The following is a 19,339-nucleotide window of genomic DNA, read 5'->3' as shown; positions in this document are numbered from 1 at the left end:
TCGTCAAATTACAACAAAATGGGTCAGCTATCACCGGACAAACCGGCTGGTTATTGTCCCCACGGCATAATGGGAACGGCGCTGACTGCACTTTTGTACGAACCATCCACCAGTTTGGTGCTGTAGGTCAGGTAAACCAGTGCATTGCGTTTCTTGTCGTAAAAACGCACCACTTTCTGCTCCTTGAACACCAGTGAAGTGCTGACATCGAACACCTCTTCTCCCGCCTTCAGCTTTTCGGGCAGGGTGATGGGGCCGATCTGGTGGCATGAGAGGGAGGCGTGGGAGGGATCTTCCGCCAGTCCCAGCCCGCCTTTTACACCACCGGTCTTGGGGCGCGCCAGATAGCAGGCGACGCCGTCGATGCGCGGGTCGTCGAACGCCTCCACCAGGATCTTGTGGTTGGGGCCAAACAGCTTGAAGGCGGTGCTCACTTCACCGACCGGGTCGGCCTTGTCGGCCAGCGCCGGGCCGGCAAACAGGGCCCCCAGCAGCAGGGGCAGGGCGCGGCGAAGGGCATTATGTCGCGTGTGGTTATGTGTCATGGTCTCTCCTGTTGGCCCGGCACTCCTCAATAGGGAATGCCCAGGCGACGATAGAGGCTGGCAAGCACCCAGGCGGGGCCTATCAGCAGAAATTGCAGGTCGGCGAGGAAGGAGGGGCGTTTGCCCTCGATCTTGTGGCCGACAAACTGGGCTATCCAGAGCAGCACGAACGCCGCCACCGAGGGCCACAGCAGCGGCCCCTGCCATTGGTGGCAGAAGGCCAGCCCGAGCGCGGTCAGCACCGCCATCCCCGCGAACAGCGAAAACGACAACTGCAGGTAGAATGCCAGCACCGGAATGGCCGCCACTGCCGCCCAATTGAGGGGCTCTGGCAAGGGCCCATGTGGCAGACACCAGAGCAGCGCCAGCGAGCAGAGATAGATGCCCGGCACCGCCAGCTTGTGGATGGCGACGTTTATCGGATGGCGATGGCTCTGGCCATACTCCGCAAACCACTCCTGGATTCCCTTCATGGCACCTCCCTGGCGCACTGTGTTCTCGCTGCCCGCCCCTCATGGTCAGGCGCTCGGGATGATTATCCCTGCGGTGGATACTCCCAATATTGGGCCGGAATGGATTTTAGCAACGGGGTCATATCCGGATTGGGCAGGGCGATGGTGACCCGCTGATCGAGGTTGGCGCTGGCGAGCGCTTCGCGGATCTTGGGGTTGTCATTGAAGAACTTCATAAAGCTGCCATCGGCATAGGCCCGCTCCAGCCCGGTCTGAATCGCCTTGGCCAGCTTGGGGTATTCGGGGCTGACGAAGAAGAACTGGGCGAAGGGGTAGCGGATCAGCAGATGCTGCTCGATGGCGAGGTTGGGATACTGCGCCACCAGCTCGCTGCGCTCGGCGAAGATCTCCACCAGGGCGCGCGGGAAGAAGTCGATCTTGTCGCCGTCGTTGATAAGGCGAAACAGGCTGCTGTATCGGCCGGAGAAGGTCGGGATGCCCGCATTTTCCAGAATTTTGTTATCGGCCCAACCGACCCCTTGCGCCGCCTTCAGCTGTTTGAGGTCGGCCAGGGTATTGATCTGGTTGAACTTCTCTTGAGCGTCCGCGTGGATGAACGACAACCGCAATCCTTCCAGCCCGCGAAACAGCGGAATGGGGACGGCAATCAGGGAGGATTTGAGTGCGCTGGAGGTGCCCATCCAGAAGACGTTGATGGTCTTGCCCTTGCTCAGCTGCTGCTGGAGGGTGAACTGGTTGAGGTCGAGTTCGACAGGCTGGATGCGAAAGGGTTGCCCGGAGCGGGTCAGGGCCAGTTCCAGCAGCTTGTACTGGTACTCTTGGTCAAGATTGTTGACGGGACGGCTGGGGACCTTGACCGTCAGAACCTGTGCTTGTGCCAGCAGTGGCAGGCACAAACACAGCTTGATGAGCCATTTCACTCTCTGTTCTCCTGTAGATTCCGGAAGGTGTCCGGAGTCTAACAGAACTTGTCACCATCTTGCTGCGAGGCGTTGTGCAAGGTTTGAGCGCGGGGCCCTGCCTTGCTGGCGTCTGTTGCACCAGAATGGTGACGGTTCTTCGAAGAATCAGGCGACGCGACGGAACACGTGGGTATCGTTAAATTCCTTGGTGCTCTGGCATTCGACGCAGAAACGGGATTCCGGACGGGCATGCAGCCGCTTGAGGGAGATCTCGTCACCGCAAGATTCGCAGTAACCAAAATCCCCTTCGCTGATGCGCTTCAATGCGCCCCGCAGCTTGCGCAGGTGCAGCTTGTCGTGCTCGATGCGGTTCAGCTCCAGACGGCGGGCTTCCTCGATACTGGCACGGTCAATTTCATCAGCCATCTCGTTGGTGTCGGTGGCGATGGCCTGGCTGGCCTGGGAGTTCAGGCGCTCTTCGAGCTCGACGATCTGTCGCTCGATCTGCCCCTTGTAAAAGGCCAGTTGGTCTTCAGTCATGAAATCACACATACGATTAACTACCAGTCAGTTTACTAACCCAATTATCCCTGTTTATGGGGGCTGTCTGCCTACAGACCAAGCCCTTGTATCCCGATTTGCACCTGTTTCATGCAAGAGAGTGCAAATCAGGGCGGGCCTTGTACCAAAAAAATGCAGCCAAGCAAAGCAAATAGGATAAGGATTGTGCGCCCTTGCAAAAAAATGGTCCGTTCCTGCGGGGGATTGGTCGGGATCTGGCGCCTGCTTCACCCTCTGTTGGCATCGCCTTTGCAACGATGAGAGGGGGGGGCTTCGTACGGATTTGAGTGTTTAGTATTTGGTGCCGCCTTGGTCATTATATGCGCCGTTATTTATAGTTTTTTAAACACGCCCGCTTGACATTGCCCTTGATGGCGGGCTTTTATGGTGATGTTGATTACAATTTTATAACAAGGGTGTTCCATATATTAGACACCCTTGCCAATGGCAACCGTAAAATCGGGGTTTAACATGGACAGTATCAAAGGCTGGATGGAGAGCAATCGCATCACGGAGGTGGAGTGCCTGTTCCCGGATTTCACCGGCAACGCCCGGGGCAAGATCATCCCAGCCAACAAGTTTTTGCGCGAAGGGGGCATGCGTCTGCCCGAGGTGATTTTCACCCAGACGGTGACCGGCGAATATCCGGATGACGACAGCATGATCGACCCGCTGGAGCGGGACATGCAGCTCTATCCCGACCCCAACACCATCCGTTTTGTCCCCTGGGCGCTGGAGCCCACTGCACAGGTGATCCACGACTGTTTCGACGTCAACGGCAAGCTGATCGACATCGCGCCGCGCTCCGTGCTGCGTCGGGTTCTGTCATTTTACGAGAAGCAGGGCTGGAAGCCGGTGGTGGCGCCCGAGCTGGAATTCTATCTGGTCACCCGCAACGAAGACCCCGACTATCCGCTGGTGCCGCCGGTCGGTCGTAACGGCCGCCCTGAGACCGCCCGCCAGTCGTTCAGTATCGATGCGGTCAACGAGTTCGACCCCATTTTTGAAGACATGTATGACTACTGCGAGGCGCAGGAGCTGGAGGTGGACACCCTGATCCACGAGTCGGGCGCCGCCCAGATGGAGATCAACTTCCTGCATGGTGATGCCATCGATCTGGCGGATCAGGTGTTCCTGTTCAAGCGCACCATGCGTGAGGCTGCACACCGCCACGGCATCTATGCCACTTTCATGGCCAAGCCGATGAGCGACGAACCGGGGTCGGCCATGCACATCCACCAGAGTCTGGAAGATGCGAACGGCCACAACCTGTTCGGTACCCTGAACGGCGGCAACAGCGAACAGTTCATGCACTTTATCGCCGGTCTACAGAAATACACCCCGGCGGTGACGGCCCTGCTGGCCCCGAATGTCAACTCATACCGTCGTCTCGCGTTTGGTGATAGCGCGCCGCGCAACGTCCAGTGGGGTGTCGAGAACCGCACTTGTGGCCTGCGGGTGCCCTTCTCCGACCCGAGCGCACGGCGGGTGGAGAACCGCTTCGCCGGTGCCGATGCCAACCCCTATCTGGCGCTGGCCGCCACTCTGGCTTGTGGCTATCTTGGCATGATGGAGAAGCTGGAGCCGCTGCCGGAGATGAAGTCGAGCGCCTATGACCTGCCCTACAGCCTGCCCCGCTCGCTGGAGGAGGCACTCAGCCATCTCGAACAGTGCGAACCCATCAAGGATATGTTGGGGGAGCGCTTCACCCGCGCCTTCGTCGCGGTCAAACGCAAAGAGTACGAGACCTACTTCGGGGTGATCAGTCGCTGGGAGCGGGAGTTCCTGCTGCTGAACGTCTGATCCCCCTGTAACGGGGAGGCCGGAGTCGGCCTCCCCGATCCCTTTATCGAAGAGACCTGAACGCGAGTCAGGTGGCGGCAGCCACCTGTGAGTGGTTGTGGCTGCAAGCATGCAAGCCCGCCTGACTGTTTGATGACTGAATCTTGCTAAATCGAAGGAACCGAGGAGCAACAAATGCAGCAGACAACCCGTGAGTGGCAACAGCTGGATGCCAGCCACCACCTGCACCCCTTTACCGACTTTCAGGCCCTGAACAAGAAGGGTTCGCGCATCATTACCAAAGCCAGCGGCGTCTATCTGGAAGATTCCGAGGGCAAACGCATTCTCGACGGCATGGCGGGCCTGTGGTGCGTCAATATGGGCTATGGCCGCCAGGAGCTGGTGGATGCCGCCACCCGTCAGATGCAGCAGTTGCCCTACTACAACCTCTTCTTCCAGACTGCTCACCCGCCGGTGATCGAGCTGGCGACCCTGCTGGCCGAGGTGACACCCGCCCATCTCAACCACGTCTTCTTCACCGGCTCCGGCTCCGAGTGCAACGATACCGTGCTGCGGATGGTGCGCCACTACTGGGCCAGCAAGGGTCAGCCTGACAAACAGGTGATCATCAGTCGCCATAACGCCTATCACGGCTCCACCGTGGCGGGGGCGAGTCTGGGTGGCATGAAGGGGATGCATGCCCAGGGCGGACTGCCCATTCCCGGCATAGTGCACATCGATCAGCCCTACCACTTCGGTGAGGGGCAGGGGATGAGTGCCCACGAGTTCGGGCTGGAGCGGGCCCGTCAGCTGGAGCAGAAGATTCTGGAGCTGGGGGTGGACAAGGTGGCTGCCTTTATCGGCGAGCCGATCCAGGGGGCGGGCGGCGTTATCATTCCGCCTGACAGCTACTGGCCGGAGATCCAGCGTATCTGCGATCACTACGGCATCCTACTGATCGCCGACGAGGTGATCTGCGGCTTTGGCCGTACCGGCCACTGGTTTGCAAGCGAAGGGTTTGGCATCAAGCCGGACCTGATGTGTCTGGCCAAGGGGATCACCTCCGGTTATCTGCCGCTCGGCGCAGTGATGGTCAGTGACCGGGTTGCCAAGGGGCTGGTGGAGGAGGGGGGCGAGTTCAACCACGGCTTCACCTACTCGGGCCATCCGGTCTCTTGCGCCGTGGCGGTGGCCAACATCCAGCTTATGCAGAAAGAGAGCATAGTTAAGCGAGTGCATGATACTATCGGCCCCTATTTGCAGCGCCGCTGGGCGGAGCTGGCCGATCATCCGCTGGTGGGAGAAACCCGAGGCAAAGGATTGGTCGCCGCGCTGGAAATCGTTGAGGACAAGCAGACCAACCGGCGTTTCCCGGCTCAGGCAAATGCGGGGATGACTTGCCGGGAGTTCTGCTTTAACAATGGCTTGGTGATGAGGGCGGTAGGCGATACCATGATCATATCGCCCCCCTTGGTCATCACCGAGGAACAGGTTGATGAATTGGTCGATCTGGCCAGGCGCAGTCTGGATCTGACAGCCGCAAAGCTGAAGGGTTGAGGCGGGTCGGGCAGGTTGGCATGCGCATACAATTTGCTTAGGAGACAAGGATGATGTCTTTCAAAACAGGAGTGATCGCTGCCTCTGTGGCTTTGGTCATGGCAAGTGCCGGAGCAATGGCTGAAGAGAAGGTGCTGCACGTCTACAACTGGAGCGACTACATAGCGCCGGATACCCTGGATAACTTCCAGAAGGAGACGGGGATCAAGGTGGTCTATGACGTGTTCGACAGTAACGAGGTACTGGAAGCCAAGTTGCTGGCGGGTAGTTCGGGCTACGACATCGTGGTGCCATCCAACCCCTTCCTAGCCAAGCAGATCAAGGCGGGCGTGTTCCAGAAACTGGACAAGTCCAAGCTCTCCAACTGGCAAAACATGGATGTCGACCTGCTCAAGGCGCTCGAGCCGAGCGATCCGGGCAACCAGTACTCCATCCCCTATCTGTGGGGCACCATCGGCTATGCCTACAACGCCGAGAAGGTGAAAGCCGTGCTGGGGGCCGATGCCCCGGTCAACTCCTGGGATCTGGTGTTCAAGCCGGAGAACATGGCCAAGTTGAAAGAGTGTGGCGTCTCCTTCCTCGATTCACCGACCGAAATGCTGCCGGCTGCCCTGCAATATCTGGGCTTCAAACCGGATAGCCAGAAACCGGCCGAGCTGAAGAAGGCTGAGGAGCTGTTCCTCTCCATCCGTCCCTATACCGCCTATTTCCACTCCTCCAAGTACATCTCGGATCTGGCCAACGGCAACCTCTGCGTCGCGGTCGGTTACTCCGGTGACTTGCAGCAGTCCAAGGCGCGGGCAGCCGAGGCCAAGAATGGCGTCGGGCTCACCTACACCATTCCGAAAGAGGGGGCAGGCAGCTTCTTTGACATGATCGCCATTCCGGCGGATGCCAAGAACGTCGAGGCGGCCCACACCTTCATCAACTACCTGATGAAGCCCGAGGTGATCGCCAATATCACCAACGTGGTGCAGTTCCCGAACGGAAACAAGGCGGCGACCCCGCTGGTGGATGAGGCGATCCGCACCGATCCGGGTATCTACCCTGATGCGGCGACCCTGCAGAAGATCTACACCTTCCCGGATCTGCCGGCCAAGGTGCAGCGTCTGATGACTCGCAGCTGGACCAAGATCAAGTCCGGCAAGTAAGTAACGAATGCCCCTCCCGGTCCGCAGTTCGGCTGGGAGGGTAGTGATGCCATCCATCCGGATGGGCCGCGCGACAGGAAGCGCAGACGGTCAACCACTGAACAGGAGAACTGACACCGTGAATACAACCAGATTGCTAACCATAGCCCTGACCATGGGATTGGCGAATGTGGCCCAGGCTGCCCCTGTGCTGCACTTTTACAACTGGTCTGACTATATCGGCGAGACCACCCTCAGCGATTTCCAGCAGGCGACCGGGATCAAGACCGTCTATGACGTGTTTGACTCCAACGAAACCCTGGAAGGGAAGCTGTTGACCGGACGGACCGGTTACGATCTGGTGGTGCCCTCCAATAATTTCCTGGCCAAGCAGATCAAGGCGGGGGCCTTCCAGAAGCTGGACAAGAGCCTGCTGCCCAATCTGGCCAACCTGGATCCCGTGCTGCTCAAGCAGCTCGACAAGGTGGATCCGGGTCATCAATACGCGGTGCCCTATCTGTGGGGGACCAATGGCATCGGCTACAACGTCGACAAAATCAAGGCGGTGCTGGGGGTCGACAAGATTGACTCCTGGGCCACCATCTTCGAACCGGAAAACATGGCGAAACTCTCTCGCTGCGGCGTCGCCTTCCTCGACTCAGCCGACGAGATGATCCCTGCTGCCCTCAACTACCTCGGACTCGATCCCAACAGTCATGCGACGGGGGATATCAAGCAGGCCGAGGCGCTGCTGCTCAAGGTGCGGCCCTATGTGGCCTACTTCCACTCCTCCAAATACATCGGCGATCTCGCCAATGGCGACATCTGCGTGGCGGCCGGTTTTTCCGGCGACATCCTGCAAGCCGCTGCCCGCGCCGATGAAGCTGGCAAGGGAGTGAAAATTGCCTACAGCATTCCGAAAGAGGGGGGCAATCTCTGGTTCGACATGATGGCGATCCCGTCCGATGCCACCAATGTCAAAGAGGCGCACGCTCTCATCAACTACGTCCTGCAGCCCGAAGTGATCGCCAAGGTCAGCGACTATGTGGGCTACGCGAATCCCAACTCAAGGGCGGGCGAGTTTATGGATGAGGCGGTGCGCAACAACGAGGAGGTTTATCCCCCTCAAGCCGTGCTGGAGCGACTCTATGTGCAGGAAGCACATCCCCGCTCGGTGCAGCGTCTAATCACCCGGAGTTGGACCAAGATCAAGTCCGGTACCTAACCTTGGTGCCCGTTCGGGGGCGCCAAATCGCTTTTATGGATCGGCCGCAAGGCCGGTATCACGTTGGGGAGTTTGGTAATGGCGATAGCCTCCAGTGCCTACAAGAAAGCCCTCGAGGGCAGTCAGCAGCGCAAAGAAGTGCTGGTGAAAATTGATCGGGTAAGCAAGCAGTTCGACGAAACGCTGGCGGTCGATAACGTATCTCTCAATATTCACAAGGGGGAGATTTTCGCCCTGCTCGGCGGATCCGGTTCCGGCAAATCGACCCTGCTGCGGATGCTGGCCGGTTTCGAGCGCCCGACCGAGGGGCGGCTGTTCCTCGACGGGGTCGACATCACCGACATGCCCCCCTATGAACGCCCCATCAACATGATGTTCCAGTCCTACGCCCTGTTCCCCCATATGACGGTGGCCCAGAACATCGCCTTTGGCCTCAAGCAGGATGGCCTGCCCAAGGCCGAGATCGATGCCCGGGTAGAAGAGATGCTCAAGCTGGTACAGATGACCCAGTATGCCCGTCGCAAGCCGCATCAGCTCTCCGGTGGCCAGCGCCAGCGGGTGGCGTTGGCTCGCTCGCTAGCCAAGCGTCCCAAGTTGCTGCTGCTGGATGAACCCATGGGGGCGCTCGACAAGAAGCTGCGTTCCAAGATGCAACTGGAGCTGGTTGAGATCATCGAGCGGGTCGGGGTTACCTGCGTCATGGTGACCCACGATCAGGAAGAGGCCATGACTATGGCGGAGCGGATCGCCATCATGCACCTCGGCTGCATCGAGCAGATCGGCAGCCCGATGGATATCTACGAGACTCCGGCCAGTCGGCTGGTGTGCGAGTTCATCGGCAACGTCAACCTGTTTGACGGCCTGCTGGTGGAGGATGAGCAGGACCACGCCACCATCGCCTGCGCCGATCTGGAGCAGCCCATCTATGTGGGCCACGGCATCAGCTCCCGCGCCGAAAACAAGAAGGTGACCTACGCCCTGCGGCCGGAAAAACTGCTGATGAGTCTGCAAAAGCCGGAGGAGATCGAGCACCCGGACTTCAACTGGACCAAGGGTGAGGTCTATGACATCGCTTATCTGGGCGGTCACTCGGTTTATCACATCCAGCTGCCCTCGGGCAAAATCGTTCAGGCTTTCATCGCCAATGCCGAACGCCACGGCAAGCGGCCAACCTGGGATGACCAGGTGTTCCTCTACTGGGAAGATGACAGCGGCGTGGTGCTGCAATCATGAAGTTCTTGCAACGACTGAAGCGGGTCGGGGGGCGCCGGCTGGTGATCGGCATCCCCTTCTTCTGGCTGTTCCTCTTCTTCCTGCTGCCCTTCGTCATCGTGGTGAAGATCAGTTTTGCGGAAGCGGATGTGGCGATCCCGCCCTACACAGACGTGGTGAGCTGGGCCGACAATCAGCTCACCATCCTGCTCAATATGGGCAACTACCTGCTGCTGCAGGAGGATGAGCTCTATATCGCGGCCTATCTGGGCTCCCTCAAGATGGCCTTCGTCAGCACTTTGCTCTGCCTGCTGATTGGCTATCCGATGGCCTACTCCATCGCCCGGGCCAACAAGGAGACCCAGACCGTTCTGCTGCTGCTGATCATGATGCCGACCTGGACCGCCATTCTGATCCGGGTCTATGCGTGGATGGGGATCCTCAGCAACAACGGCCTGCTCAACAGCGTCTTGCTGGGGATCGGGGTGATCGACGAGCCGCTGCAGATCCTCAACACCAACCTGGCGGTCTATATCGGCATTGTTTACTCTTACCTGCCCTTCATGGTGCTGCCGCTCTACGCCAATCTGGTCAAACATGACCAGAGCCTGCTGGAGGCGGCTTCCGACCTGGGGGCCCGCAACCTGACCCGTTTCTGGCAGATCACGGTGCCGCTCTCCAAAAACGGCATTATCGCCGGCTGCATGCTGGTGTTCATTCCGGTGGTGGGGGAGTTCGTTATTCCGGAAATGCTGGGCGGCCCGGAGACCCTGATGATCGGCAAGGTGCTGTGGCAGGAGTTCTTCAACAACCGCGACTGGCCGGTTGCCTCTGCACTGGCGGTGGTGATGCTGGCGGTGCTGATCATTCCGATCATCCTCTTCAACCGTAACCAGGCCAAAGAGCTGGAGGGCAAGGCATGATGAAGCGTTTCGGTTTTGCCAAACTGATGCTCTGGCTGGGGCTGCTGTTTATCTACCTGCCCATGATCATCATGGTGATCTACTCCTTCAACGCCTCCAAGCTGGTGACGGTGTGGGGTGGCTGGTCGCTCAAGTGGTACTTCGGCCTGCTCGACAACAAGCAGCTGATCGGGTCTGTGTTCCGCTCGCTGGAGATTGCCTTCTACACCGCGATCGCCGCGGTGGCGCTGGGGACGGTGGCAGCCTTCGTGCTGACTCGAATTCCCCACTTCCGTGGTCGCACTCTGTTCGGTGGCATGGTGACGGCGCCGCTGGTGATGCCCGAGGTGATCACCGGTCTGTCGCTGCTGCTGCTATTCGTGGCGATGGCCCAGCTGGTGGGCTGGCCCGCCGAACGGGGCATGCTGACCATCTGGATCGCCCACACCACCTTCTGTACCGCCTACGTGGCGATCGTGGTGTCGGCGCGGTTGCGGGAGCTGGATCTCTCCATCGAGGAGGCGGCCATGGATCTTGGCGCCAAGCCGTGGAAGGTGTTCTTCCTGATCACCATCCCGATGATCGCCCCCTCGCTGGCCGCAGGCGGCATGATGTCGTTCGCCCTGTCGCTGGATGATCTGGTGTTGGCGAGCTTCGTCTCCGGCCCGGGCTCCACTACCTTGCCGATGGAGGTCTTCTCGGCGGTACGGCTCGGGGTGAAACCCGAGATCAACGCGGTAGCCAGCCTGATCCTGCTGTCGGTATCGCTCTTTACCTTCGGCAGCTGGTATCTGATGGCCAAGGCGGAGAAGCGCCGTCGCGCCGAGATCGCCATGACCACCCAGATGCAGGCCGTGGTCTGACGGCATGATAAGATCCGCCTACTCTCGTCAACCTGGAGGATGAGTATGCGGATCTCCCTTTTTAGCGGTCGTGGCACCGAGCTGGTGCCGGGCCTCACCAGTGCCATTCACAAGCAACCGATCTCTGCACCAGTTCGCTGTACCTTTGCCGGTCTGGAAGAGGATGAACAGTGTGACCAGCGCCACCACGGTGGCCCGGATCGGGCGCTCCACTACTATCCTGCTGACCACTATCTCTGGTGGCAGACCTGGCAAACCGCGCTGGGCTTGCCTGCGCCACGTACCCCCTGGCAACCTGCCGCCTTTGGCGAGAATATCTCCGGCCTTGGGCTGACCGAGGCACAGGCATGCATTGGCGATGTCTATCGACTCGGCGAGGCGCTGATCCAGATAAGTCAGCCAAGATCCCCCTGCTTCAAGCTCAACCAGCGCTTTGGCTATGGCCAGATGTCCCAGGTGATGCAGCTAAATGGCCGTTGTGGCTGGCTGCTGCGGGTGCTGGAGGAGGGCATGATCGCGCCTGACACAGCCATGGAGCTGGTAGACAGACCCTATCCCGAACTGACGGTGAAGCGCACGGCGGACATTCTGTTCAATCAGGTGCGCAATGAAGCGGATCTGCTGATGCTGCTGGAGAATCCTGCTCTCTCCCCCAACTGGCGTCAGCATGCAGCCGACTGGCTGGAGCATGGCACTGTGGCTGACTGGCAGCGCCGTCTGCTGGGGCCCGCATCCCTGCGCCTGGCCTGACGGCCGGTTGCCGGAATGTCACCAGCTGGCTGCAGCCCGGTAAACGGATGAAAAGAGTGCTGAATAGTTGAGCGAACAGCACTTTTTTTCCTGCCAAATGCAAAAAAGGCTTGTGTCAGGTCGGGGCTTTCGGTAAATTCCCGTCCCGCAGACATCGGTGTGTAGCGCAGCTTGGTAGCGCACTTCGTTCGGGACGAAGGGGTCGGAGGTTCGAATCCTCTCACACCGACCAAATTTGAAAAGGCCGCTCAATAGAGCGGCCTTTTTGCATTTATCCTTCCTGTTTTCCCGATTTTCTTTAGCTGCTGACCTGTTACCTGGCCAAGTGACCTGATCTGCTGTATGCAGGGGCGAAGCAAGACCACAGATATTAAAAGGGCCACCGCTCGGTGGCCCATCGGTGGAGTCTGATCCTGACTCCGGCACTCTAGATTGTGGCAATCTCGTTATGGGTCTTGTCTATGGTGCCCTCCTTGCGCGCCAGGCGCTTACTCAGATATGCCAGTGCTGATGCCGCAAAGCCTTGAAACTGTGTTGAGGCAGCAAGGCCGCGTGCTTGGGGTACTCACTAATGAAATGTTCTATTCCCTCCATCAGTTGTGCACGTAATGAAATCACGGGCTCATGCCAAGCTTGCAGGCATAAATGGCCGGGGATCAACTGCTCCTGATAATCTTCCAGCAGCTGCTCTGGCCAGGGTTCAATACCGGAATTGCGTTGCAGCAAATAGTGGGCGGCGGGTTCACGGGCATAAATGAACTGAATTTGGGCCAGATCGCGTTGGCATAGCGTTTGACTGTTGATGTGACAGGTCAAATATTTTCCCGTTTTCAGATCCAGAAAGTGACCGCGTTGCCGACAGGGAACGATGCGATACCAAGGCAGGGGTGAGGAGAGAGAATACCCCTCAAGCTCCTGTTCCAACCAGTGGCGACACTCGGGTGTCTGCACCTCGTCGAGCATGGACTCGAGCTGTGTCAACAAGGCTCTGGATGGTTTGATGGCCAGTTTCGCACTCATCGCCTGCAATCCTCCCTCTGCACACAATCCCGACTATCAGTATGGACCTTGTTCGGCCAGGGGGGGTAAGGAATCTAATGATTAAAAGTGGATTAGCCGCGTGGTTTTTATGCACTAACTTGGTTCAACCCACCAGATAGGTGCCGGTTCCAAAGGCGATGTGGGTGCCCTCTTCGTTGTGCAGCTCCATCCGGGCGACGGCCACCTTGCTGCCAGCCCGGATGATGTGGGCGGTGGCGATAAACTCGTTGCCGCGTCCCGGGCGTAGGTAATCCACCCGCAGATCTATGGTGCCGAGGCGAGCGAAGCGCTCCTTGAGATAGCTGGGGGAGAACTCCTCCAGCTCGTCGATGCAGGAGGCGGCGACGATCATGCCGCCCGCCACATCCAGCAGCGTGGCGGTGACGCCGCCGTGCAGGATGTTGTGGAAAGGGTTGCCGATCAGCTTGTCGTCCATCTTGATGCGCAGTTCCACCTTGTCGAAGTCGTAGTGGGTCACCTGCATGCCGATCAGCTTGTTGAACGGCATCTTCTCGGCAAACAGGTTGGCAATGCCACTGAGCGCCATCTTCTTGAGCATCTGTTTCATTCTCTGATCCCAATCCTTGTCATCAAAGCCGAGTAAAAACTCCAGCCAGTCTGCAACAGTTCCTTAACAGTCGCAATGGCAGGTTTATTGTGGGCGGCGGCTGCTTTAGAATGGCGACCCCAAAGGAGAGCCCATGACCGCGATTGCCGAAACCCTGCCAGATCCTCAGCCAGAGAGTCCGCTTGCCCTGCTGCAGGCGGTCTTCGGCTATCAGCAGTTTCGGCCGGGTCAGCTCGAAATCATCGAGCAGATCGTCGCGGGGCGCGATGCGCTGGTGCTCAAGCCCACTGGCGGCGGCAAGTCGCTCTGCTATCAGATCCCGGCACTGCTGCGGCCCGGGCTCGGGGTGGTGGTTTCTCCCCTTATTTCGCTGATGAAGGATCAGGTCGACAGCCTGCGCGCCAACGGCGTAGCGGCGGCCTACATCAACTCGGCCCTCAGTAGGGAGGAGATGATCCAGAACTTCGCCGCCATGCGTCGCGGCGAGATCAAGCTGGTCTATGTCTCTCCCGAACGACTGTTGCAGCACGAGTTTATGGATCGGCTGGCCGAACTGCCGCTCGGGCTGTTCGCCATCGACGAGGCGCACTGCGTCTCCCAGTGGGGCCACGATTTCCGGCCTGAGTATGCGGCGCTGGGGCGGCTAAAACAGTGGTTCCCACAGGTGCCTGTGGTGGCGCTCACCGCCACCGCCGACGAGGCGACCCGCAGCGACATGCTGCACCGGTTGGAACTCAACGATCCCTTTATTCACACCGCCAGCTTTGATCGCCCCAATATCCGCTACAGCCTGGTGGAGAAGTTCAAGGCGGCCGAGCAGCTGCTGCGTTACGTGCAGAGCCAGAAGGGCAACTGCGGCATCGTCTACTGCTCCAGTCGCAACCGGGTGGAGGAGGTGGCCGAGCGGTTATCCCGCCACGGCTGCAAGGCTGCGCCCTATCATGCGGGGCTGCCGCTCGAGCAGCGCCAGCAGACCCAGGATGCCTTCCTCAAGGACGACATCGAGATAGTGGTGGCGACGGTGGCGTTCGGTATGGGCATCGACAAACCCAATGTGCGCTTCGTGGTGCACTACGACATCCCGAAGAACATCGAATCCTATTATCAGGAGACCGGTCGTGCCGGGCGCGATGGCACTCCCGCCGAGGCGCTGCTGCTCTACGATCCCGCCGACATCGGTCGGGTGCGCCGTCTGCTCGACAACATCGAGAATCCCCAGCAGTTGCAGGTGGAGCAGTACAAGCTCAACGTGATGGCGGCGTTTGCCGAGGCGCAAACCTGCCGTCGTCAGGTGCTGCTCAACTACTTCGGCGAGTACAACGACAAGCCGTGCGGCAACTGCGATATCTGCCTCGATCCGCCCAAAAGTTATGACGGCACCGAAGATGCCCAGAAGGCGCTCTCCTGCGTCTGGCGGGTGGGGCAGAATTTCGGGGTAGGTTATGTGGTGGAGGTGCTGCGCGGTTCCCTCAACCAGCGCATCAAGGATCATGGCCACGACAAGCTGTCGACCTACGGCATCGGCAAGGATCAGAGCCACGAATACTGGATGAGCGTGATCCGCCAGCTGATCCACAAGGGGCTGCTGACCCAGAACATCACTCGCAATCTGGTGTTGCAGCTGACCGAAGCGGCCCGCCCTGTGCTGCGTGGTGATGTGAAGCTGGAGCTGGCGGTGCCCCGCCTGCAGCCTATCTCCAGCCGCAAGGAGAAGCGCAACGGCCTGCTCGATAACGCCAACTACGACAAACGGTTGTTCAAGGAGCTGCGCGGCCTGCGCAAGCAGATTGCCGAGGACGAAGAGGTGCCGCCCTACGTGGTGTTCAACGATGCGACCCTGGTTGAGATGGCTCAACTGATGCCGATGACCGAAGACGAGATGCTGGCCATCAACGGCGTCGGTCATCGCAAGCTGGAGCGCTTCGGCGAAGCCTTTATGGACCTGATCATCGACTACTGCCGTCGTTAGGGTCGATTAGGCAGCTTAATCGACCACAGTAAGCGCGACTCGGAAGAACCTAGTATCTGACGCGAGGTTATTTCAAGCTGGCGTAGAAGGCGGCCAGATTGTCGATATCCGCATCGGTCAGCGGCGCCATGAAGGGGTCCATCAAGGGCTCTTTGCGGGTGCCATCCTTGAACGCTTTCAACTGTTTCACCAGATAGGCGGCATTCTGACCCGCCAGATGGGGATAGTTGGGGATCATCGCCTTGCCTTCCACGCCGTGACAGGCAGCACAGACCGCCGCCTTGGCTTTGCCGGCTTCGATATCGGCAGCCTTGGCCTGATGACCCCACGCCAGTGCCAGCAAGGGCAGGGCATATACCCATTTTTGCATCTTCTTCTCCTTGAATTGAAAAATGATGGTCGCCAGTTAGCGCAAGCATGGCTGACGGCAGTATAAAGAGTGACACGAGCATACGCAGGGACGAATGGCACAACCATGAAGTTGATCAACACTTTTGCGACCGAGTTGCCCTGGGCCTGTGAACCCGTGGCCCCCCAGCCGCTGCAGCAACCCCGGTTGCTTCATCTCAACCGGGCTTTGCTGGATGAGTTGGGGCTGGGAGGCGTCAGCGAGGCTGACTGGATCGCCTGTTGTGGCGAGGGAAAAGTGCTGCTAGGCATGCAGCCGGTAGCGCAGGTCTATGCGGGCCATCAGTTCGGGGGTTATAGCCCCCGGCTTGGAGATGGTCGCGCGCTGCTGCTGGGTGAGCAGCTGGCGCCGGATGGTCAGCGCTGGGATCTGCACCTGAAGGGGGCAGGAAAGACGCCGTTTTCCCGCTTTGGCGACGGCCGCGCTGTATTGCGTTCGAGCATTCGCGAATATCTAGCCTCCGAAGCGCTCCATGCCCTCGGCATACCGACCACCCGGGCGCTGGTGCTGGTGGGCAGCCAGGAGCCCGTTTATCGCGAGCAGGTTGAGACCGGGGCGACCGTGCTGCGTACCGCCCCCAGCCATCTGCGCTTCGGTCATATCGAGTATTTCGCCTGGAGCGGGCAGGGGGAGAAGATCCCGCCACTCATCGACTATCTGCTGCGCCACCACTTCCCCGAACAGGAGAGTGGTGCCGAACTGTTTGCTGAGGTTGTGCGCCGCACCGCGCGGTTGATTGCCAAATGGCAGGCGGCGGGCTTCTGTCACGGGGTAATGAATACCGACAACATGTCGCTGCTCGGCTTGACGCTGGATTACGGGCCATACGGCTTTATCGATGCCTACGTGCCGGACTTTGTCTGTAACCACTCGGATCCGGCGGGCCGTTACGCGCTGGATCAGCAGCCCGCGGTCGGTTACTGGAATCTGCAAAAAATGGCGCAGGCGCTGGCTGGCCATGTAGACGGTGATGCGCTGGCTGCAGCGTTGGCCCAGTATGAGCAGCAGCTGATGCTGCACTACTCCGAGCTGATGCGGGCCAAACTCGGGCTGGCGGTGTGGGAGGAGGATGACCCAGCGCTGTTCCGCGAGCTGTTCCGGTTGCTGGCGGCTAACAAAGTGGATTACCACCTGTTCCTGCGCCGTCTCGGTGAGGTGACGCAAGAGGGGGCGTGGCCTGCGTCTCTGCTGGCCCTGTTGCCTGAACCACGGGGTTGGCAGGCGTGGCTGGAGCGCTATCGGGCGCGGCTAATGCGCGAAGGCAGCGAGGATGCCGTGCGTAAGGTGCAGATGGATGCCATCAATCCCAAGTATGTACTGCGTAATGCGCTGGCCCAGCAGGTGATTGACGCCGCCGACGCAGGGGATATGCGGCCTTTCGAGCGGCTGTTCGCCGCCTTGCAGCGCCCCTATGATGAACAACCCGAATATGAGGATCTCGCCACCCCGACTCCGGCATGGTATTGCGGTGGTGAGCTCTCCTGCAGTAGCTGAGAGACAGGGAATGAGTTGGCAAATCAAACAGGCAGATAGCGAAGCTGGCGTGGTGACGCTGGATTGTCCGGCACTCGACTGGGACACGTTCCCGCTGTTGGCGCAGGCCTTGCTGCGAGAGTGGGAGCTACAGCCGCTCGAGCAGGATGCGGGGGCCGACCGCCATAGCTGGTTGCTGGAGTTTGAAGAGAGCCAGTTTCGGCTGGAGTATGAACACTACAGCGGCTGCTGGCTGGAGGCGGTGCGCCCGGTGGATCGGGAGGCACTGCTCTGGCTCGCCAGACAGCACAAGGCGTGACTATCGCCCACAAGGCCTGTTCTGCCGCTGGCCAACCTGGACAAGCGTAATCGCATAAAGATTGAACTATCGGTTTGGGGGCGTATAATCTCGCCCCTCGATTATCGCCAATGGTGGCGATATGGGTTCCCTAACCCCATTAACCAAAAAGGTCACAAGATGAATCTGACCCCTGCGCAGTACCAAACGGCGCTCGTTCGCCTGTCGTTGTTCCACATCCTGATCATTGCCAGCAGCAACTATCTGGTGCAGCTGCCGATCACCGTGTTTGGCTTCCACACCACCTGGGGTGCGTTCAGCTTCCCGTTTATCTTCCTCGCCACTGACCTGACGGTGCGGATCTTCGGTGCCGGTCTGGCGCGCAAGATTATCCAGACCGTGATGCTGCCAGCACTGGCGGTCTCCTATGCGCTCTCCGTACTCTTCTTTGAAGGGAGTTTCCAGGGTGTTGGTCATCTGGCCGAGTTCAACCTGTTCGTAGCGCGTATCGCGCTGGCCAGCTTTATGGCCTATCTGGTAGGGCAGTTCATGGATGTGGTGGTGTTCAACCGGCTGCGTCTGCTCAAGCAGTGGTGGATTGCACCTGCGGCCTCCACCCTGTTCGGTAATATGGTCGATACCATCGCTTTCTTCAGTGTGGCCTTCTGGCGCACCACAGATCCTTTCATGGCAGAGCACTGGGTCGAGATCGCAACCGTCGATTACGTATTCAAGTTGCTGATAAGCCTTGGTTTGTTCGTACCGCTCTATGGTGTCTTGCTGCGCTACCTCAGCCGCAAGCTGGTGGGCGAGGCCGGATTATCCAGCCTGCAAACAGCCACCCGGCAAGCCTGACCAGATTGACCACCCTTCGCGGTGGTCAATTTTTTGCACTTTCTGCAAATAGCGCTTGCCTAGTTAAATGAGAATGATTATTGTTAACTTGTTTTCCGGGAAAGACTTCATTCGTTCCAACGTGATGGACTTCTTGTGAAGGCACGACATTGCTCACATTGCTTCCAGTTAAGGGCCAGTTTATCTGGCCCTCTTTTTTGTCATTTTTCAGCAAGTTGCAGGCATAAAAAACGGGAGCCAAGGCTCCCGTCGTCACGCTGTTTGTGGCTTACTCGATATCGAGTGCCTCGGGGGAGAGGATTACCCCTGTGGTATCGGCGTAGAGGTGGTCGTCAGGCAGGAAGGTCACGCCACCGAAGTTGACCGGCAGATCGGTCTCCCCTACATCCTTGCTGTCGGCACCGACCGGAATGGCTGCCAGTGCCTGAATACCGATATCCAGATCTTCCAGAATATCGACTTCGCGGACGCAGCCGTAGCAGACAATCCCTTCCCAATCGTTCTCGGCCGCCGTGGTGGCGATATCGCTGTCGATCAGAGCTCGGCGCATGGAGCCACCGCCATCGATCAGCAAGACGCGTCCCAGTCCGTTCTCTTTGACGAGTTCACGGATCAGGCCATTCGATTCGAAGCATTTGACGGTGGTGATGACGCCGCCGAAAGAGGCGCGGCCGCCGAAGGAGCAGAGCATGGGTTCAAGCACATCCACCATGTCCTGATAGATGTCGCACAGTTCAGAAGTATTGTATTCCATAGTGTCAAATCCACGGCTGGAAACAGGTGCAACCAGTATAAGGAGTGGGTGTGGCATTTCAATGAATATT

Annotated in this window: 20 protein-coding genes and 1 tRNA gene; 13 read left to right on the top strand and 8 right to left on the bottom strand. The window is 59.0% G+C overall.

What is annotated here, in order from left to right; genetic code table 11:
* Positions 1-50: 50 nt before the first annotated feature.
* The 4 genes from AB5Y86_RS14520 to AB5Y86_RS14505 all read right to left on the bottom strand — a co-directional run bounded on the left by AB5Y86_RS14520 (position 51) and on the right by AB5Y86_RS14505 (position 2,472).
* Positions 51-545 carry a CreA family protein gene (locus tag AB5Y86_RS14520; RefSeq protein WP_005355485.1) on the bottom strand — a complete coding sequence of 165 codons (495 nt, stop codon included), beginning with the start codon at positions 543-545 and terminating at the stop codon, positions 51-53.
* 26 nt (positions 546-571) lie between these two features.
* Positions 572-1,018, bottom strand: a complete 447-nt coding sequence (locus AB5Y86_RS14515; RefSeq protein WP_368193163.1) for a DUF962 domain-containing protein — start codon at positions 1,016-1,018, stop codon at positions 572-574.
* Between the two features lie 62 nt (positions 1,019-1,080).
* Positions 1,081-1,938, bottom strand: coding sequence for a hypothetical protein (locus tag AB5Y86_RS14510; RefSeq protein WP_368193162.1), 858 nt, complete (start codon positions 1,936-1,938; stop codon positions 1,081-1,083).
* Positions 1,939-2,085: 147 nt separating this feature from the next.
* Positions 2,086-2,472, bottom strand: a complete 387-nt coding sequence (locus tag AB5Y86_RS14505; protein WP_005356952.1) for a TraR/DksA C4-type zinc finger protein — start codon at positions 2,470-2,472, stop codon at positions 2,086-2,088.
* Positions 2,473-2,952: 480 nt separating this feature from the next.
* Here AB5Y86_RS14505 and AB5Y86_RS14500 point away from each other — a divergent pair, with 480 nt between their 5' ends.
* The 9 genes from AB5Y86_RS14500 (at position 2,953) to AB5Y86_RS14460 (ending at position 12,134) form a co-directional block, all read left to right on the top strand.
* Complete coding sequence (locus AB5Y86_RS14500) at positions 2,953-4,284, top strand: glutamine synthetase family protein (protein ID WP_368193161.1); 1,332 nt, start codon at positions 2,953-2,955, stop codon at positions 4,282-4,284.
* Positions 4,285-4,458: 174 nt separating this feature from the next.
* Complete coding sequence (locus AB5Y86_RS14495) at positions 4,459-5,820, top strand: aspartate aminotransferase family protein (protein WP_058056392.1); 1,362 nt, start codon at positions 4,459-4,461, stop codon at positions 5,818-5,820.
* A gap of 53 nt (positions 5,821-5,873) precedes the next feature.
* The gene (locus AB5Y86_RS14490) at positions 5,874-6,971 is read left to right on the top strand and encodes an extracellular solute-binding protein (protein ID WP_368193210.1); all 1,098 of its coding nucleotides are present in this window, start codon (positions 5,874-5,876) and stop codon (positions 6,969-6,971) included.
* 118 nt (positions 6,972-7,089) lie between these two features.
* Positions 7,090-8,175 carry a polyamine ABC transporter substrate-binding protein gene (locus AB5Y86_RS14485; protein ID WP_005355476.1) on the top strand — a complete coding sequence of 362 codons (1,086 nt, stop codon included), beginning with the start codon at positions 7,090-7,092 and terminating at the stop codon, positions 8,173-8,175.
* A gap of 78 nt (positions 8,176-8,253) precedes the next feature.
* On the top strand, positions 8,254-9,408 hold the full coding sequence (potA, locus tag AB5Y86_RS14480) for a polyamine ABC transporter ATP-binding protein (RefSeq protein WP_005340704.1): 1,155 nt from the start codon (positions 8,254-8,256) through the stop codon (positions 9,406-9,408).
* Positions 9,405-10,310, top strand: a complete 906-nt coding sequence (locus AB5Y86_RS14475) for an ABC transporter permease subunit (protein WP_005340703.1) — start codon at positions 9,405-9,407, stop codon at positions 10,308-10,310. The genes potA and AB5Y86_RS14475 overlap by 4 nt, the downstream gene beginning before the upstream one ends.
* Positions 10,310-11,152 carry an ABC transporter permease subunit gene (locus tag AB5Y86_RS14470; protein WP_042081803.1) on the top strand — a complete coding sequence of 281 codons (843 nt, stop codon included), beginning with the start codon at positions 10,310-10,312 and terminating at the stop codon, positions 11,150-11,152. Before AB5Y86_RS14475 ends, AB5Y86_RS14470 begins: the two co-directional genes overlap by 1 nt.
* Positions 11,153-11,197: 45 nt before the next feature.
* Positions 11,198-11,902 (top strand): MOSC domain-containing protein, encoded by a 705-nt coding sequence (locus AB5Y86_RS14465; protein WP_368193160.1) that lies wholly within the window; start codon positions 11,198-11,200, stop codon positions 11,900-11,902.
* Positions 11,903-12,057: 155 nt separating this feature from the next.
* Positions 12,058-12,134, top strand: a tRNA-Pro gene (locus tag AB5Y86_RS14460).
* 260 nt (positions 12,135-12,394) lie between these two features.
* Here AB5Y86_RS14460 and AB5Y86_RS14455 read toward each other — a convergent pair.
* Complete coding sequence (locus tag AB5Y86_RS14455) at positions 12,395-12,922, bottom strand: hypothetical protein (RefSeq protein WP_005356927.1); 528 nt, start codon at positions 12,920-12,922, stop codon at positions 12,395-12,397.
* A gap of 124 nt (positions 12,923-13,046) precedes the next feature.
* Complete coding sequence (locus AB5Y86_RS14450) at positions 13,047-13,511, bottom strand: thioesterase family protein (RefSeq protein ID WP_042054246.1); 465 nt, start codon at positions 13,509-13,511, stop codon at positions 13,047-13,049.
* Positions 13,512-13,644: 133 nt separating this feature from the next.
* Here AB5Y86_RS14450 and recQ point away from each other — a divergent pair, with 133 nt between their 5' ends.
* Positions 13,645-15,480 (top strand): ATP-dependent DNA helicase RecQ, encoded by a 1,836-nt coding sequence (recQ, locus tag AB5Y86_RS14445; protein WP_368193158.1) that lies wholly within the window; start codon positions 13,645-13,647, stop codon positions 15,478-15,480.
* 67 nt (positions 15,481-15,547) lie between these two features.
* On the opposite strand, the gene AB5Y86_RS14440 is transcribed toward recQ, so the two are convergent.
* Positions 15,548-15,850, bottom strand: coding sequence for a cytochrome c (locus AB5Y86_RS14440; protein WP_005340687.1), 303 nt, complete (start codon positions 15,848-15,850; stop codon positions 15,548-15,550).
* A 105-nt stretch (positions 15,851-15,955) separates the two neighbouring features.
* Here AB5Y86_RS14440 and AB5Y86_RS14435 point away from each other — a divergent pair, with 105 nt between their 5' ends.
* The 3 genes from AB5Y86_RS14435 to AB5Y86_RS14425 all read left to right on the top strand — a co-directional run bounded on the left by AB5Y86_RS14435 (position 15,956) and on the right by AB5Y86_RS14425 (position 18,515).
* On the top strand, positions 15,956-17,383 hold the full coding sequence (locus tag AB5Y86_RS14435) for a YdiU family protein (RefSeq protein ID WP_368193157.1): 1,428 nt from the start codon (positions 15,956-15,958) through the stop codon (positions 17,381-17,383).
* 10 nt (positions 17,384-17,393) lie between these two features.
* On the top strand, positions 17,394-17,681 hold the full coding sequence (locus AB5Y86_RS14430; RefSeq protein WP_368193155.1) for a DUF3630 family protein: 288 nt from the start codon (positions 17,394-17,396) through the stop codon (positions 17,679-17,681).
* A gap of 159 nt (positions 17,682-17,840) precedes the next feature.
* A complete protein-coding gene (locus tag AB5Y86_RS14425) occupies positions 17,841-18,515 on the top strand; it encodes a 7-cyano-7-deazaguanine/7-aminomethyl-7-deazaguanine transporter (protein WP_368193153.1) in 675 nt (224 codons plus the stop codon).
* Positions 18,516-18,783: 268 nt separating this feature from the next.
* On the opposite strand, the gene rraA is transcribed toward AB5Y86_RS14425, so the two are convergent.
* Positions 18,784-19,269 (bottom strand): ribonuclease E activity regulator RraA, encoded by a 486-nt coding sequence (gene rraA, locus AB5Y86_RS14420; RefSeq protein ID WP_005340678.1) that lies wholly within the window; start codon positions 19,267-19,269, stop codon positions 18,784-18,786.
* Positions 19,270-19,339: the final 70 nt, after the last annotated feature.

This window comes from Aeromonas sp. s8, assembly GCF_040907785.1.
GTDB classification, from domain to species: Bacteria; Pseudomonadota; Gammaproteobacteria; order Enterobacterales; family Aeromonadaceae; genus Aeromonas; species Aeromonas veronii.
This window is presented reverse-complemented; position numbering and strand designations above follow the sequence as displayed.

Excerpts from the sequence above, each read along its gene's own strand:
- AB5Y86_RS14465 (WP_368193160.1), top strand. The coding sequence starts at position 11,198 with ATGCGGATCTCCCTTTTTAGCGGTCGTGGCACCGAGCTGGTGCCGGGC.
- AB5Y86_RS14435 (WP_368193157.1), top strand. The coding sequence starts at position 15,956 with ATGAAGTTGATCAACACTTTTGCGACCGAGTTGCCCTGGGCCTGTGAA.
- potA (WP_005340704.1), top strand. The coding sequence starts at position 8,254 with ATGGCGATAGCCTCCAGTGCCTACAAGAAAGCCCTCGAGGGCAGTCAG.
- AB5Y86_RS14440 (WP_005340687.1), bottom strand. The coding sequence starts at position 15,850 with ATGCAAAAATGGGTATATGCCCTGCCCTTGCTGGCACTGGCGTGGGGT.
- AB5Y86_RS14475 (WP_005340703.1), top strand. The coding sequence starts at position 9,405 with ATGAAGTTCTTGCAACGACTGAAGCGGGTCGGGGGGCGCCGGCTGGTG.
- AB5Y86_RS14505 (WP_005356952.1), bottom strand. The coding sequence starts at position 2,472 with ATGTGTGATTTCATGACTGAAGACCAACTGGCCTTTTACAAGGGGCAG.
- AB5Y86_RS14450 (WP_042054246.1), bottom strand. The coding sequence starts at position 13,511 with ATGAAACAGATGCTCAAGAAGATGGCGCTCAGTGGCATTGCCAACCTG.
- AB5Y86_RS14430 (WP_368193155.1), top strand. The coding sequence starts at position 17,394 with ATGAGTTGGCAAATCAAACAGGCAGATAGCGAAGCTGGCGTGGTGACG.
- AB5Y86_RS14515 (WP_368193163.1), bottom strand. The coding sequence starts at position 1,018 with ATGAAGGGAATCCAGGAGTGGTTTGCGGAGTATGGCCAGAGCCATCGC.
- AB5Y86_RS14470 (WP_042081803.1), top strand. The coding sequence starts at position 10,310 with ATGAAGCGTTTCGGTTTTGCCAAACTGATGCTCTGGCTGGGGCTGCTG.
- AB5Y86_RS14520 (WP_005355485.1), bottom strand. The coding sequence starts at position 545 with ATGACACATAACCACACGCGACATAATGCCCTTCGCCGCGCCCTGCCC.
- AB5Y86_RS14490 (WP_368193210.1), top strand. The coding sequence starts at position 5,874 with ATGTCTTTCAAAACAGGAGTGATCGCTGCCTCTGTGGCTTTGGTCATG.
- AB5Y86_RS14500 (WP_368193161.1), top strand. The coding sequence starts at position 2,953 with ATGGACAGTATCAAAGGCTGGATGGAGAGCAATCGCATCACGGAGGTG.
- rraA (WP_005340678.1), bottom strand. The coding sequence starts at position 19,269 with ATGGAATACAATACTTCTGAACTGTGCGACATCTATCAGGACATGGTG.
- recQ (WP_368193158.1), top strand. The coding sequence starts at position 13,645 with ATGACCGCGATTGCCGAAACCCTGCCAGATCCTCAGCCAGAGAGTCCG.
- AB5Y86_RS14455 (WP_005356927.1), bottom strand. The coding sequence starts at position 12,922 with ATGAGTGCGAAACTGGCCATCAAACCATCCAGAGCCTTGTTGACACAG.
- AB5Y86_RS14495 (WP_058056392.1), top strand. The coding sequence starts at position 4,459 with ATGCAGCAGACAACCCGTGAGTGGCAACAGCTGGATGCCAGCCACCAC.
- AB5Y86_RS14425 (WP_368193153.1), top strand. The coding sequence starts at position 17,841 with ATGAATCTGACCCCTGCGCAGTACCAAACGGCGCTCGTTCGCCTGTCG.